General features: G+C 71.0%; 12 protein-coding genes. 9 read left to right on the top strand and 3 right to left on the bottom strand.

Translation table 11 applies throughout. The features are described 5' to 3' along the window. Nucleotides 1–26 precede the first annotated feature (26 nt). Nucleotides 27–785, bottom strand: coding sequence for a site-2 protease family protein (locus tag AB0J78_RS16505; RefSeq protein ID WP_363789784.1), 759 nt, complete (start codon nucleotides 783–785; stop codon nucleotides 27–29). Nucleotides 786–1,382: 597 nt separating this feature from the next. Here AB0J78_RS16505 and AB0J78_RS16500 point away from each other — a divergent pair. Then, a complete protein-coding gene (locus AB0J78_RS16500; protein WP_145744635.1) occupies nucleotides 1,383–1,610 on the top strand; it encodes a WhiB family transcriptional regulator in 228 nt (75 codons plus the stop codon). 173 nt (nucleotides 1,611–1,783) lie between these two features. Then, nucleotides 1,784–3,811 carry a hypothetical protein gene (locus AB0J78_RS16495; RefSeq protein ID WP_363789783.1) on the top strand — a complete coding sequence of 676 codons (2,028 nt, stop codon included), beginning with the start codon at nucleotides 1,784–1,786 and terminating at the stop codon, nucleotides 3,809–3,811. Here AB0J78_RS16495 and AB0J78_RS16490 read toward each other — a convergent pair. After that, the gene (locus tag AB0J78_RS16490) at nucleotides 3,795–4,268 is read right to left on the bottom strand and encodes a metallopeptidase family protein (RefSeq protein ID WP_363789782.1); all 474 of its coding nucleotides are present in this window, start codon (nucleotides 4,266–4,268) and stop codon (nucleotides 3,795–3,797) included. The two genes, AB0J78_RS16495 and AB0J78_RS16490, sit on opposite strands and share 17 nt — an antisense overlap. Before the next feature lie 205 nt (nucleotides 4,269–4,473). Between AB0J78_RS16490 and AB0J78_RS16485 the strand changes: the two genes are divergently transcribed. The 7 genes from AB0J78_RS16485 (at nucleotide 4,474) to AB0J78_RS16455 (ending at nucleotide 11,681) form a co-directional block, all read left to right on the top strand. Then, nucleotides 4,474–4,833 carry a DUF3499 domain-containing protein gene (locus AB0J78_RS16485; protein ID WP_363789781.1) on the top strand — a complete coding sequence of 120 codons (360 nt, stop codon included), beginning with the start codon at nucleotides 4,474–4,476 and terminating at the stop codon, nucleotides 4,831–4,833. A 104-nt stretch (nucleotides 4,834–4,937) separates the two neighbouring features. Next, nucleotides 4,938–6,287 carry a phosphomannomutase/phosphoglucomutase gene (locus AB0J78_RS16480; protein WP_363789780.1) on the top strand — a complete coding sequence of 450 codons (1,350 nt, stop codon included), beginning with the start codon at nucleotides 4,938–4,940 and terminating at the stop codon, nucleotides 6,285–6,287. Between the two features lie 58 nt (nucleotides 6,288–6,345). Continuing rightward, complete coding sequence (locus AB0J78_RS16475) at nucleotides 6,346–6,561, top strand: Trm112 family protein (protein WP_165939659.1); 216 nt, start codon at nucleotides 6,346–6,348, stop codon at nucleotides 6,559–6,561. Nucleotides 6,562–6,568: 7 nt separating this feature from the next. Further along, complete coding sequence (locus tag AB0J78_RS16470; protein ID WP_363789779.1) at nucleotides 6,569–7,648, top strand: SIS domain-containing protein; 1,080 nt, start codon at nucleotides 6,569–6,571, stop codon at nucleotides 7,646–7,648. A 106-nt stretch (nucleotides 7,649–7,754) separates the two neighbouring features. Next, nucleotides 7,755–9,032 (top strand): mannose-6-phosphate isomerase, class I, encoded by a 1,278-nt coding sequence (manA, locus tag AB0J78_RS16465; RefSeq protein WP_363789778.1) that lies wholly within the window; start codon nucleotides 7,755–7,757, stop codon nucleotides 9,030–9,032. A gap of 77 nt (nucleotides 9,033–9,109) precedes the next feature. After that, entirely contained in the window at nucleotides 9,110–10,033 is a 924-nt protein-coding gene (locus AB0J78_RS16460) for a cation diffusion facilitator family transporter (RefSeq protein ID WP_363789777.1), read from the top strand. Between the two features lie 136 nt (nucleotides 10,034–10,169). After that, entirely contained in the window at nucleotides 10,170–11,681 is a 1,512-nt protein-coding gene (locus AB0J78_RS16455; protein WP_363789776.1) for an amino acid permease, read from the top strand. 241 nt (nucleotides 11,682–11,922) lie between these two features. Here AB0J78_RS16455 and AB0J78_RS16450 read toward each other — a convergent pair whose 3' ends face one another. Further along, nucleotides 11,923–14,595, bottom strand: coding sequence for a hypothetical protein (locus AB0J78_RS16450; protein WP_363789775.1), 2,673 nt, complete (start codon nucleotides 14,593–14,595; stop codon nucleotides 11,923–11,925). Between the last annotated feature and the right edge of the window lie 214 nt (nucleotides 14,596–14,809).

The following is a 14,809-nucleotide window of genomic DNA, read 5'->3' as shown; positions in this document are numbered from 1 at the left end:
AACCCGGACGCTCCCGGTCAGTGGACTCAGAGGCCGCCGAAGATGCTCCGGAAGAACGTCTGCCCCAGCGAGGTCATCGCGGAGTCCCCGCCGACCAGGTCGAACACGAAGTAGGCGAGCTCGAAGAACCAGCTGCCCACCAGCGGAACACCGATCAGCAGCAGGAACAGCACCAGCGGAGCCCACGGCCGGGCCTTCTCGCCGAACCGCCGCGCCGGCGCCGACAGCCACGGCTCGATCGCGCCGTACCCGTCGAGTCCGGGAACCGGCAGGATGTTGAGCACGAAGGCGATCACCTGCAGGAAGGCCAGGTAGGACAGCCCGGCCGTCAGGCCGATCGGCATCGGGACCAAGGCGATGATCGTCGTCAGGATCAGACCCAGCACGAGGTTCGTCAGTGGTCCCGCCAGCGAGACCATCGACTCGACCCTGCGGCCCCGCAGAGCGCCGTGGTTGATCCACACCGCGCCGCCGGGGAGCGGGATGCCGCCGATGGCCACGAAGATCAGCGGCAGGATGATGCTCAGCACTGGATCGGTGTAGCGGCGCGGGTCCAGCGTCAGGTAGCCCTTCGAGCGAACCGACCAGTCACCACCGCGGTAGGCGGTGATCGCGTGTCCGAACTCGTGCAGGCACAGCGAAACCGCCCAGCCGCCCAGCACCAGCAGGATCACGCCGCTGGTCAGGGCGGTGGTGTCGGTGAACGTCGTCAGCACACCGCCGAGCGCGGTGACGGCGACGATGCCGAGGAACAGCGGGCTGACCCGCGCGACGGAGGTAGTCACGCTCCAAGTCTCCACGACTCGCCGTGCGCGTGTTGATCGGATTCGGACAGCGGTGATCGCGGAGGGGTGGTATTAATGATCTTGGCGCAGCGCGATGCGCCGTACGGACCACTGGCCCTGTGCTGAACGCGCGGGTCTGGTTGGGGCGGCCGGACCTGGGGATCCGCAGATCCGGATGTCCCCCTACGGATGGTCCCGGCTTGACCGCAAGGAGCTACACGGGTGTAATCACAGCAGTGTCATTCGCTGTTGAAACCGAACCCCTCGCCACGGCGAGGTGGTCGTTTCGGCGGTCGGCCGGGAGCGGGAGAACCCGGCCGGACACGAGGTCGATCGGCGCGTCGCCGGCAGTGAGAGGGCGGCGATGTGAGCGGTCGGCGACGGCATCGCCGTCGATGCGTTCCGGTCCCGTCTGCGGGACCGGAAACCTGCGAGCAGGAGTGCGTCCTGTTCCGGTCCTGGGGAGGACCGGCGGGATAACGGGGAGAAATCGGGGGAGTCATGTGGGAATCAGGAGATAGCCGTCTCGCGGAGCGCGGGGACGCCACCGCCACCGCCACGGTCGCGGAGTTCGACGCGCTCGCCGAGCTCTTCGAGATGGAAGAAGAGCAGGAGTGGCAGGAGCGCGCGCTGTGCGCGCAAACCGATCCAGAAGCGTTCTTCCCGGAGAAGGGCGGATCCACTCGCGAGGCCAAGCGCATCTGCGCCGGCTGCGAGGTCCGCTCCGAATGCCTGGAATACGCGCTGCAGCACGACGAGCGCTTCGGCATCTGGGGTGGCCTGTCGGAACGCGAGCGCCGCAAGCTCAAGCGCCGCGCAGTCTGATCGGCTGCTTTCCGCGCTCGCCCCGCAGCGGTGCGAGCTGCGAAGGTCGTCTTCACGCCCGTCGCGTCCGGTCCGCACCGGCACGAGAGGTCGTCACACCCAGTCCGCTGGACGTTCCGCGTGCATTACCGTTCGGGCCGTAGTGGTTCGGACGAGCGGGAGGACCAGCGCGGGTGGACGAGCCGTCGAAGTCGCGGTTGCAGGTCGTGAAGTCGTTGCGCCGCTTCGTCTTTGAGCGAAGCGACCAGACCGAGCAGCCGACGCCGTCACCACGCGAGTCCTCGGACGCCCCGACCACCGCGGAAACCCAGGAGCCGGTCCGCCGCTCACCGCGCGAGCGGGCGCTGTCGGCCCTGCGGTCGCCCGGAACCGCGATGACCGCCGCACTGGCCGTTTTCGCGCTCGTCAACGCGCTGATCACGAATCGGTTCGGCGGAAGGCTGGCCGGCGGCCGGCTGTTGCCGACCGCTGATCTGGCCACCACTTGGAGCGACTACCTCAACGCGTGGCACGCCGTCGGCGGTGGCACCGGATCGCCCGCGTCGCCCTCGCTGGTCGTGCTGGCGCTGCTCGGCTCCGTCCTAGGTGGACCGTCGGTCGTGGTCGCCGCGCTGGTGCTCTTCGGTGTCCCGCTGGCCGGGCTGAGCGCCTACCTCGCCACTCGCGCGATCGACGCCTCCCCGCTGCGCCGCGCTCTGGTCGCCGGTGCCTACGCGCTGCTGCCGGTGGCCGCGATCTCGGCCGGGCAGGGACGGCTCGACGTCGTCGTCGCGCACGTGCTGGTTCCGCCGCTGCTGGCCGGGATCGCCGCCGTCATCCGCCGCTCCGACGGCCAATGGCTCGGCACCGCCTGCCTCACCGCGTTCGGACTGGCTGTCCTCGGCGCCTTCGCGCCGGCGGTGCACCTGTCGCTGATCGTGCTGGCGCTGCTCGCCCACGTGCTCGTTCCCGGCAACGGCCTGCGCGGACGCCGACGTGCCGCCGGACTCGTCGCGCTCGTGCTGCTGTCGGTGGCCTGCCTGTTGCCGTGGCCGGGACAGCTGCTCAGCCACCCCGAGGTGCTGGTGCACGGGCTCGGCGCCCGCGTCGTCGAGCAGCCCGCGTCGGTGCTGCTGGCCACGCTCAGCCCGGACGGCTCCGCGGTGGGCGCGCTCGGCGTGCTGCTGGTGCTGACCGCGATCCTGGCGCTGGCGGTCTGCTGGGACGCCCGGATGCTGGCCGGTGCCGGAGTCGCCCTGCTCGGCTGGCTGGCGGCTGTCGTCATCGGCACGGTGTCCACCGAACCGCTCACCGGCGGCGTCGCGAGCCCCGGCTGGACGGGCGGCCCGCTGGTGCTGGTCGCCGCCGGATGCGCCTGGATCGTGCTGATCGCGAAGATGCCCGCGCTGAGCTGGAAGATCACCGCGCCGGTGCTGGCGGTGGGCCTGCTCGCGCTCGGCGGTGCGTCGGCGATCGGCAGCGCTTCGGGCCCGCTGCAGGTTCACCAGGCCGCTCCCGCGGCCGGCACCCGCCTGGTGCTCGACCCGGGACCACAACCCGCCCGGCTGATCACCGGCAGCGGTCCGCGCTTCGGCGACGACGACCTCGCCCCGGCAGGAACCGCCGCCGACTGGCTGCGCCGGATCGACGAGGACCTGCGGAGCGACGACAGCGCACGGGTCCGCCGAGCGCTGGCCGCGGTCGCCGCCCGCGGCGCCGACCACGTCGTCGTCCCGGCGAACTCGCGGCTCCCCGAACTCGCCCACGACATGGTCGTCGACGACGGCCGCCTCACCGGCCCGGCCCGCGAGCTGCGGCTGCTGCTGCCCGCGACGCCGGTGAAGCTCGTCGGCCCCGACCTGTCCAGGCAGGCCCAGACCGAGCCCGGCCCGGCCCCGGAAGCGCGCCCGCTGCCGGTGGGCGCCGAGCTGCCGTCGTTCACGGTGCGGATCTCCGAGGGCGGGACCGGGCGCGCGCTGGTGCTCGGCGCCGAGAACGAGCCAGGCTGGTACGCCACCGTCAACGGCAAGCGCGTCCCGCTGGCCACGGCGTGGGGTCATCAGGTCGCCGTGCCGCTGCCGCAGCAGGCCGCCGAGGTCCAGGTCGGCTACACCGAGCTCCCGCGCACCACGCTGCTGGTGGTGCAGGCGGCGGTGGTGCTGTTCACGGTGATCGCGGCGATCCCCGGGCGGCGACGCCGGGGCGTCACTGCCCCTCGATGACGTCCGGATCCAGTCCCAGGTAGGTCGCGACCTGCTCGACGAGGACGTCGTGCAGCAGGTCGGCCATGTCCGTGCCGTCGCGGGCGCGCGCTTCCAGCGGTCTGCGGTAGAGCACGATGCGGGCGCGCGTGGGCAGGCCGCGCTTGTCCACGCCGGCCGGGACGAGCCGGGCGAGCGGGACGTTGGCGTCGACGACCACGTCGTCGTCCCAGGTCACCTTCTCCGGAGCGGTGTTGTTGATCTCCGGTACCTCGTCGACGGCCACATCGAGCTGGGTCAGTTCGGCGTGCCAGCGCTGCTCGATGGGTTCCAGCGCTTCCAGCACCAGCGCGTCGAAGCGCTGCGAACGGCTGCGCGAGACCGGGACCGAGGAGGGGTACAGCGGTCCGCGCAGGCCACGGCCGCGCCGATCCCGCCGGTAGCGGGTTCGACGCCGAGATCCACGTGCGGTCACCACGGGCTGAGGGTACGCCCTCCGCAACCCGGGCCGGGACAACCGTCACGGGGATTTCCGGTGGTGATCGCTACCGCCTGTTCGCCGAAAGCAGACACCCCATCAACTCGGTGCGAGGCAGGGTGGAAACTGGTGTTCGGCGTGGCTCGTGAAAGAGATTCCGCGTGCCTGCGCCGCGAGGTGGACAGGAGGCGCTATCGTGCGTGGCGTGCGGAGCGTGAGGCGGTGCTCGCGGACCGGGTGTGTCAACCCGGCCGTCGCCACGCTCACTTATGCCTATGCGGACTCGACCGCGGTCGTCGGACCGCTGGCCACCTATGCCGAACCGCACAGCTACGACCTGTGCGAGGCGCACGCGCTGCGGCTCACCGTTCCCAACGGCTGGGAGGTCGTCCGGCACGAAGGCGAGTTCGCGCCACCCACCCCGTCAGATGACGACCTGACCGCGCTGGCCGAGGCCGTGCGCGAAGCGGGCAGACCGGACAGGCCGGTGGAATCGCAGGTCAGCGCCCCGGGAGCCGGTCGCCGCGCGCACCTGCGGGCGCTGCCCGACCCCGTGGACGAGTGAACAGATCGTGACGAACAGCTCTGGTCAAACCGGATGCCGCCAACGACATGCCGATCGCCGGTAGGCTGCCAACCACGTTGGTTGGGAACCGGGGAGGGTGCAGCGTGCGGGACCTGTCGGGGATCGTCAAGGCTTACGACATCCGCGGAGTGGTCGGCGAAGGCATCGATGCCGACGTCGTGCGGGAGATCGGAGCGGCGTTCACCAGACTGGTCGGCGGACCGGCCGTGGTGATCGGTCATGACATGCGCGACTCCTCGCCCGGGTTGGCGCAGGCGTTCGCCGAAGGTGTCACCGGCCAGGGCGTCGACGTCATCAACATCGGGCTCGCCAGCACCGACATGCTCTACTTCGCCTCCGGCAAGCTGGAGCTGCCGGGCGCGATGTTCACCGCCAGCCACAACCCCGCCCAGTACAACGGCATCAAGCTCTGCCGCGCGGGCGCAGCGCCCGTCGGCCAGGACAGCGGCCTGTCCGAGATCCGCGAACTGGTCGGTCACGGCGTGCCGGAGTTCCTCGGGGCCAAGGGGTCGACCAGCGAGCGCGACATGGTCGCCGAGTACTCGGCCTACCTGCTCGACCTGGTGAAGCTGCGCGACATCCGCCCGCTCAAGATCGTCGTCGACGCCGGCAACGGCATGGGTGGGCACACCGTGCCCACCGTGTTCGCCGACCTGCCGGTCGACCTGGTGCCGATGTACTTCGAGCTCGACGGCTCCTTCCCGAACCACGAGGCCAACCCGCTGGACCCGGCCAACATCGTCGACCTGCAGGCCAAGGTCCGCGAGGTCGGAGCGGACGCCGGCCTGGCCTTCGACGGCGACGCCGACCGCTGCTTCGTGGTCGACGAGCGCGCCGAACCGGTCACCCCGAGCGCGATCACCGCGCTGGTCGCCGCCCGCGAACTGGCCAAGGAGCCCGGCGGGACGATCATCCACAACCTGATCACCTCCAAGGTCGTGCCGGAGATCGTCTCCGAGCTCGGCGGCAAGCCGGTGCGCACCCGCGTCGGCCACTCGTTCATCAAGCAGACGATGGCCGAGACCGGGGCGATCTTCGGCGGCGAGCACTCCGCGCACTACTACTTCCGCGACTTCTGGCGCGCCGACTCCGGGATGCTGGCCGCGCTGCACGTGCTGGCCGCCCTCGGGGGCCAGGACGCGCCGCTGTCGGAACTCATGGCCGACTACTCCCGCTACGAGGCCAGCGGCGAGATCAACTCCACGGTCGATGACCAGCAGGCCCGCATGCGCGCCGTCGCCGACGTCTTCGGTGACCGGAATGGCGCTTCTGTCGACGAGCTCGACGGGCTTACCGTGGAGCTGTCGGACGGATCGTGGTTCAACCTGCGCCCGTCCAACACCGAACCGCTGCTCCGGCTCAACGTCGAGGCAAGGGACACTGAGGCCATGGCCGCGCTGCGCGACGAGGTGCTCGCGGTCATCCGCGGATGAACCGGCGTCGACCCTGATGAGCGACACTCGCCGAAGCGCGCGAGTTTGGGAGGAAAACGTGGCCGTTGACCTGGAAGCGCAGTTGCTGGAGATCCTGGCCTGCCCGTGCGAGCAGCACGGCGCTCTGCGGCCCGGCTTGGCCGACGACGCGCAGGCCGACTACCTGACCTGCGCTTCCTGCGGCCGCGGTTTCCCGGTGCGGGACGGCATTCCGGTGCTGTTGCTGGAAGAAGCCGTCGGGGGCGGATCTCCCGGCGGCGCCGGGGAGGGGTGAAGCGCCGGTGCTGGACGACAGTCTGCTCGACGACCCGGCCAGGCTGGCCGACGTCGATTCCGGCGGCCTGCTGAGGCTGGCCGCGCTCTCCGGCGCGCAGGTGCGCGCCACCGCCGAAGTCGCGGCCGAAGCCGGCCTCGACGACCTGGCCGACGGCCGCCCGCGCGCGGTCGTGCTGCTGACCAGGCCCGGCGTGTCCACGAGCGTGGCGAACCTGCTGGTCGCGCTCACCGGCGCCCGCTGCCCGGTCCCGGTGGTGATCTCCGACGAGCTGCCGTCCTGGGTGGGTGCGCTGGACGTCGTGTTCGCCCACACGGACGACGTCGGTGACGTCGCGCTCGCCGAATCCGTGGCCACCGCCTGCCGCCGCACCGCCAGCGTCGTGCTCGCGGTGCCCTCCGAAGGTCCCGTCGCCGCTGCCGGCGCGGGCCGCGCGAAGATCCTGGTGCCGCGCGTGCCGGTGCCGCCCGCCCTCGCGTTCGCCTACGTCTTCGCCGCCGGGATCAGCACCTTCCGCGCCCTGGGCCTGCTGGACTTCGACACCGACGAGCTCGCCGAGGAGCTCGACCGGGAAGCCGAGCGCGCCCACCCCAACCACGAGTCGCTGAGCAACCCGGCCAAGTCGCTGGCGCTGCGGATGGCCGACCGCACCCCGCTGCTGTGGGGTCTGGGCCCCATCGCCGCCGCCGTGGCCGGTCACGGTGCGTTCGCGCTCGGCGCGCACGCGGGCGTTCCCGCCCACGTCGCCGAGTACCCGCACGCGGTCGTGGAGCGCGCGCGGCACCGCGCCGCCGCGTCCGCCGGCTCCGAGGCCGACATCTTCGCGGACCCCGAAGACGAGCCAGGGGCGCAGCTGAGGGCCTTCCTGATCAGCACGCGCCACAACGACCAGGGGGAGGTGTTCGAACGGTCCGCTGCACGGGACCTGCCCGGTGCCGACGTGGTCGTACCGGGGGACACGGTGCGCGCCGACCCGCTGCTGCGCGCGGCGGTCCTGGCCGCCCGGTTCGACCTGGCCGCCGTGTACCTGGGCCTGGCCGCGGGCACCCTCAGCGGTCCGGGCTGGCCGGCCCTGGCCATGAGCTGAGGCGAGCCGCACCGAGAACCCGGGATCTCCCCGATGCCGCACGCCCGCCCGGCGAGGTGTGCTTGGCCGGACGAGCAAGCGCGAGAACGAGGAAGCGAGAACGACTGTGGAGCTACTGCGAAACGCGGTGCGCCCCTACGCCTGGGGCTCGCGCACCGCTATTGCGGATCTGCTCGGTCGGCCCGTCCCCACCCCGCACCCGGAAGCCGAGCTGTGGATGGGCGCTCATCCCGGTGACCCGTCCCGGGTGCTGCGACCCGGCGGGGACGAGGTGTCGCTGCTGTCGCTGCTGGACTCCGAACCCGCGCACCACCTGGGCGACGAGTGCGTCCGCCGCTGGGGCGGCAGGCTGCCGTTCCTGATGAAGGTCCTCGCCGCCGACGAGCCGCTGAGCCTGCAGGCCCACCCCTCCGCCGAACAGGCCGCCGAGGGCTTCTCCCGGGAGGAGCGGGCCGGGATCGCGCGCAACGCGCCCAACCGCAACTACCCGGACCCGACGGCCAAGCCCGAGCTGATCTGCGCGCTCACCGAGTTCCACGCGCTCGCCGGGTTCCGCGAAGCGCAGCGCACCGTCCGGCTGCTCGACGCGCTGGACGTGCCCAGCCTGCGCGCGCACCGCGAGCTGCTGGCGGCGCAACCGGACGCCAGCGGTCTGCGCGCGCTGTTCACGACCTGGATCACGCTGCCCGAGCACTACCTGCGCGACGTGCTGCCCGAGCTCCTGGACGCCTGCGTCGCGCACGTCAAGGAGCGCGGCGAGTTCGCCCTGGAGTGCCGCACGGTGCTGGAGCTGGGCGAGGCGTACCCGCACGACGCGGGAGTTCTGGCGAGCCTGCTGCTGAACCGGATCGTGCTGCAGCCGGGCGAGGCGATCTTCCTGCCCGCGGGCAACCTGCACGCCTACCTGCACGGCACCGGCATCGAGATCCTCGCCAACTCGGACAACATCCTGCGCTGCGGCCTGACGCCCAAGCACGTGGACGTGCCGGAACTGCTGAAGGTCCTGGACTTCTCGTGCGGTGACATGCGGGTCCTCAAGGGCGAGTCGCTGGACGCCAACCTGACGGCCTACCGCACCCAGGCCGACGAGTTCGAGCTGTCCCGGTTGGACTGGACGCCGGCCGAGTCCGGAATCGTCCACCTGGACTCGCCTGGTCCGCAGATACTGCTGTGCACCAAGGGAAGCGTCCGCCTGACCAGTGGTCACCCGGGCAACGGCTCGCTGCCGCGCGAGCTGGTCCTGCACCGCGGGCACTCGGTGTGGCTCGCCGCCAGCGACCCGGCGGTGGAAGTCCGCCCGGCCGAACTGGATCCGGACGGACAGGCCCAGGTCTTCCGAGCCGCGGCCGGGTCCTTCACGAGATCGATCTCGCACAACGGTTAGGTTCACTCCGCCCCTGATGAGGCCGGTCAACCGGTAGATTCCTCCCGACATCGCAGCCGGATCGCCAGGAGGAGAACGTGTCAGCAGGGGGCGGGACCAAGGCCATCCTCGCCGCATTGGCCGCCAACGCGGGAATCGCGGTGGCCAAGTTCGGTGGATTCCTGTTCACCGGTTCGTCGTCGATGCTGGCGGAGTCGGTGCACTCGCTCGCCGACACCTCGAACCAGGGGCTGCTGCTGCTCGGTCAGAAGACCTCGCAGCGCAAGGCCTCCGAGGATCACCCGTTCGGCTACGGCCGGGACCGGTACTTCTACTCGTTCGTCGTCGCGTTGATGCTGTTCACCCTGGGCTCGGTGTTCGCGCTCTACGAGGGCATCCACAAGGTCGAGCACCCGGAGCCGTTGGAGTCGGCGTGGGTCGCGGTGCTCATCCTGGTGATCGCGATCGGCCTGGAGACCTACAGCTTCCGGACCGCCATCAAGGAATCGCGCGCGATCAAGGGCGAGTTGAGCTGGTGGCAGTTCATCCGCCAGTCCAAGACCCCCGAGCTCCCGGTGGTGCTGCTGGAGGACCTCGGCGCGCTGGTCGGCCTGGTGCTGGCGCTCGGCGGCGTCGGGCTGACGGTGCTGACCGGCAACGCGATCTTCGACGGCATCGGCACCGTGTGCATCGGTGTGCTGCTCGGGGTGATCGCGGTGGTGCTGATCGTGGAGACCAAGAGCCTGCTCATCGGCGAGGGCGCGAGCCGCGCCGTGCTCGACGAGATCATCGGCCAGGTGGAGTCCGAGCGGGTGGAGCGCGTCATCCACATCCGCACCCAGTACCTCGGGCCCGACGAGCTGCTGATCGCCGCGAAGATCTGCTTCACCGAGTCGCTCTCGGTTGCGGAAGTGGCCGCCGAGATCGATGGTGCTGAAAAGCGGATCCGAGCGAACGTTCCGGCGGCTCGTCTGATCTACCTGGAACCGGATCTCGACCGTGGCCGAACGACCACGGCCTGAAACAAGACAACGTCTTGTCATCACAACGGGTTAACGAAAGCGATGGCGAACACTAGCCGACCGTTACCTGGAGCGACACGGGCACGTTAGGGTGCGTTCCACCCCGCGACACTTGGGACTTGATGAGGAGGCGACAGTGCCAGGCACTGGGCTGTGGCGAACCAAGTCGGTAGAGCAATCCATTCTCGACACCGACGAGCCGGACACAAAACTACGCAAAAATCTGGGCACCTGGGACCTGATCGTCTTCGGCGTATCGGTCGTGATCGGTGCCGGCATCTTCACGCTCGCGGCACGTACGGCGGGTGACGTCTCCGGACCTTCGGTGTCGCTGGCCTTCGTGCTCTCCGCGATCGCCTGCGGGCTCGCCGCGCTGTGCTACGCCGAGTTCGCCTCGACGGTGCCGGTCGCCGGCAGCGCCTACACGTACTCCTACGCGACCTTCGGCGAGTTCATCGCCTGGATCATCGGCTGGGACCTGATCCTGGAGTTCGCGGTCGCCGCCGCGGCCGTCTCCAAGGGCTGGTCGGTGTACCTCGAAGAGGTCCTGGAGCTCATCGGGCTCAGCGTGCCCACCTCGCTGCCGCTCGGGCCGCTCCAGTTCGACTGGGGCGCGCTGCTGCTGGTCGTCGTGCTGTCCACGCTGCTGGCGGTCGGCACGAAGCTCTCCGCGCGGGTGTCGCTGGTCATCACCATCATCAAGGTGGCCGTCGTGCTGCTGGTGATCGTGGTCGGCCTCGCCTACATCAACGCCGACAACTACACGCCGTTCATCCCGCCGGGGCAGGAGGCCACTGAGGACAGCCCGGCGATCGAGCAGTCCCTGCTGTCGCTGATGCTCGGCGGCGAGACCAGCACCTACGGCATGTTCGGCCTGCTGGCCGGTGCCTCCCTGGTGTTCTTCGCGTTCATCGGTTTCGACATCGTCGCGACCACCGCGGAGGAGACCAAGAACCCCCAGAAGAACGCCCCGCGCGGCATCCTGGGAAGCCTCGCGATCGTCACGGTCCTCTACGTCGCGGTCGCGCTGGTCGTCACCGGCATGGTGCCCTACACCGACCTGGCGACCGCTGAGGACGGCACCCGGTCCACCCTGGCCACGGCGTTCGCGCAGCACGGCGTGACCTGGGCGGCGGCGATCATCTCCTTCGGTGCGCTGGCCGGTCTGACCACTGTGGTCATGGTGTTGCTGCTGGGTCAGACCCGGGTGCTGTTCGCGATGTCCCGTGACGGCCTGATGCCGAAGAGCCTGGCCAAGACCTCCACCGCCGGAACCCCGATGCGCGCGACCGTCCTGGTCGGCGTCGTGGTCGTCCTGGCGGCGGCCTTCTTCCCGGCGGACAAGCTGGAGGAGATGGTCAACGTCGGCACGCTGTTCGCGTTCATCCTGGTCTCGCTGGGTGTGATCGTGCTTCGGCGGACCCGTCCGGACCTGCCGCGCGGCTTCCGCGCCCCGCTGGTGCCGTTCGTGCCGATCCTGGCGATCCTGGCCTGCCTGTGGCTGATGCTGAACCTGACCGCCCTGACCTGGGTCCGGTTCCTGGTGTGGATGATCGCCGGTGTGGTGATCTACTTCCTCTACGGCCGGTCGCACTCGCGCCTGGGCAAGGAGGGCGACGTCGCCAACGGCGGCTCCGTCACCAGCTAGCCCGAGCAACACCCGACAGCGGCGCCGTCCTCCGGGATGGCGCCGCTGTCGCGTTCCCGGCCCGTCGGTCTCGGCGGCAGCGGGCGGTTGTGGTCCGAACCGATCCGGGCGAAACGGATGTGGATCATGGACGGTTCGGACCGCCCCCGGCCCAGGAACGCCGAAGCCGCGGTTCACCGCTGGAGCGGCCCTGGGTCCACGGTGGACGGGGCCACGCCTTCGGGGCGTGGCGCCCGGGGTGTCAGCTGTCGGTGGAGCGGAGGGAGGCACCGCGCTCCCAGGGGGCGATGCGGCCCCTGGGCTCGGTGATCTCCGGCAGCACCGAGGGTTCCGAGCGGGCCTCGGAACCCTGCTGCGCGGGCAGCGCCGGGGCGTCCTCGGCGGGCTCGGGGGTCGGCTCCTCGTGCGACTGCTGCTCCGGCACCTCGGCCTCCGACCCTCCCTTGCGGAACGGGATGACCGGCTTCGAGCGCTTGGTCCTGGCGGCCTCCGCCGTCTCACCCGGGGTGCGGCGGGGCAGGTCCTCGACCGGATCGGTGATCGACCCGCCGTCGTCGCCCTGCGGAGCCAGCGGTGCGCCGAACCCGTGCGGCTCCGGGGCGGACGGGATCTGCGGAGCCTCCGGCGTGGACAGCGGCAGTGCGGCACCGCGAACCGGCCGCTCCAGACCCGCCGCCATCGCCACGGCGCGATCCCACTCCGGATCACCGCTGTAGTCGGAATGCCCCAGCACACCGGGAACCCAACGGCGGCAGGAGAACGGGCCACGCTGCGGATCCGGCAACCAGTGATCGCCACCGAGCACCAGCGCACCGGTCGGCCCGCGCGTCGCCGCGGGCAAGGGACCCTCGGTGCCGTCGCCGCGAAGGCCGACGCCGATCAGCATCCCGTTGTAGACCTGCCGGTTCCACGTGGTCACGGCCCCGCCCAGCGGGTCGGTGCCGCGGCACAGCGACCGCCACCGGTCGCCCATCGACCCCGCCAGGTCCCGCAACGCCGAATGCGGCACCACACCCGGGAAAGCGCGCGGATACGCCCACTGCAACTGCGACCCGGCCGTCACCAGGCCGACCCGCTCGCGATCCTGCTCCGGCAGCTTCTCCAGCAGCCGCGCGGCCGCGACGGCGGCCAGCAGGCTGCCCTGGCTGTGCCCGACCAGCACCACGCGCGTGTTCGGATCGGACAGGTGCTCGGCGGCCCGGTCGGCCAGCTCGGGGATCACCTTCAGCGCGTAGCACGGCGGGACCACCGGGTGCGCCTCGCGCGGCCAGAACAGCGCCAGATCGCCCAGCACGCCCAGCACCCGCGCGGTGTCCCGCTTCGTCGCCGCCAGGAACACCGTGCGCAGCAACCCGACCGCCAGACCCGCCAGCGTCACCACGCCGATCGCGCTCAACCAGCCGACGCTGGCCATCCCAGCGAACCGGGCCGCCAGGCTCGCCGCGGTGCTGACCGTCAACACCCCGGCGATCACCAGGAACAGCTGGTGCGAGTACCGGCGCTGCAGATCGGCGAACTTCCAGGCGCTCGCGGCCTTGCGCTGGTCCTCCTTGCGGCCGGCGTGCAGCAGCGCGACCTCGTCCGGGATCGGGTCGCCGTCCTCGCTGCGCCGGAAGCGGCGGAACAGCAGCCACGGCAGCGCCAGCAGCAGCGACGCGGCCAGCAGCACCACGGCGCTGCCCCAGAAGAACGTCACGTCGTCGAACGCGGCGGGCAGCAGCAGCGGAGCGGCGCCCGGCGACCGCGGCACGCTCAGCGTCTCCCGGACGCTGAGCGCCAGGCCCGCGCCGAACCCGTTGCCGAGCATCGCCGCCAGCATCAGCACCGGCGCGCTCATCCAGCCGCCCGCCCACGGCCGCAGCTGCCTCGGCGAGGACTTCCACTCGGGCCGCGCCAGCAGCGACGCCGGGACCAGCAGCACGGCGACCGCAACGCAGGTCAGCACCAGCAGCGCGGTGATCGTGTCGATCGTCGAACCCGAACCGGGCAACGGACCCCTCAGCTCACCCGGAAGCAGCGCGACGGAAGCGACCAGCACACCGCCGACCGACATCAGCACCTGCCGCGCCCGCCGCCCGAGCAGCCCCCGGAAGACCTCGCTCGTCTCCCGCATCCCGGCCGGATCGTCCAGCCCGGCGGTGCCGACGACGGAGACGACCAGCAGCGCGGCGGCGACCAGCCAGCGCGGATCGAAACTCGGCGACAGCGGCCCGCCCAGCGCCACCAGCGCCACAGTGGACAGAGCGGCCGCCACGTGCAGCGCCCGCAGCGCCGGGGTGTCCGGATCGGACACCACGTTCTCGCCGGGCAGCATCGGCGCCAGCGCGGAGTGCTGCGGGCTGTCCTTCTTGGGCGCGGACACCCGCCAGGACACAGTGGACAGCCGGTGCATGAGCAGCACCACCAGCGCCACCGGCACCAGCAGCGCGTTCGAACGCAGCACGTCGACGCCGCGCAGCGCGTCCGGCACGAAGCCCATGCACTGCGCGCCGGGTGCCAGGCACTGCGCCGCCACCAGGTCCAGGGTGATCACGGTCAGCTGCGCGACCAGCAGCATCGTCAGCAGCAGCGCGGACAGCCGCAGCAGACCGCGCAACACCGAGCCCAGCATCCTGCTGAGCGGGTTCGCGGTCCGAGTCGGCGGAAGCATCCAGTGCGCCATGTTGGCCAGCGCGAACGGGAACAGCAGAGCCCAGGTCGCCTTCGCCAGACCACCCGAGGTCATCGCGCCCCACACGTAGCCCTCGACGATCCGGGGCACCGAGCGGTCGCCGGCGTTGAGCATCGGGCCCGGAACGGGTCGGCGCAGCCGGTCGGCCGGCCGCATGATGCGACCCACCCCGTCGCCGGCCACGTCCACCGACGCCACCGAATCGGTCAGCTCGTCGCCGGTGGTGCCGAGAATTCCGTGCACGCGCAGCTCAACGACGCGTGTGTCGGGCCCGGGTACTTGCACAGGGGTCCTCCCGAGCAGGTCGTGATCATCGAACGCCGAGGTGATTCTCCATCGTGGATGCACACCTGGCGACCTCTACGATCACGATTGTGATCGTCCCGGCAGGGGATGTCATGGGTTCGAAGGTTTTGCCACCGCGCCGCCGACGAGGGAGGACGCCGCCCGGCACCCC

It is taken from the genome of Saccharopolyspora sp. NPDC049426, assembly GCF_040676935.1.
Taxonomy (GTDB): Bacteria; Actinomycetota; Actinomycetes; order Mycobacteriales; family Pseudonocardiaceae; genus Saccharopolyspora.
This window is presented reverse-complemented; position numbering and strand designations above follow the sequence as displayed.

What these genes read in the sequence shown, in the direction of transcription:
- AB0J78_RS16500 (WP_145744635.1), top strand. Translation starts at nt 1,383, where the DNA reads ATGGAAGAAGAGCAGGAGTGGCAGGAGCGCGCGCTGTGCGCGCAAACC.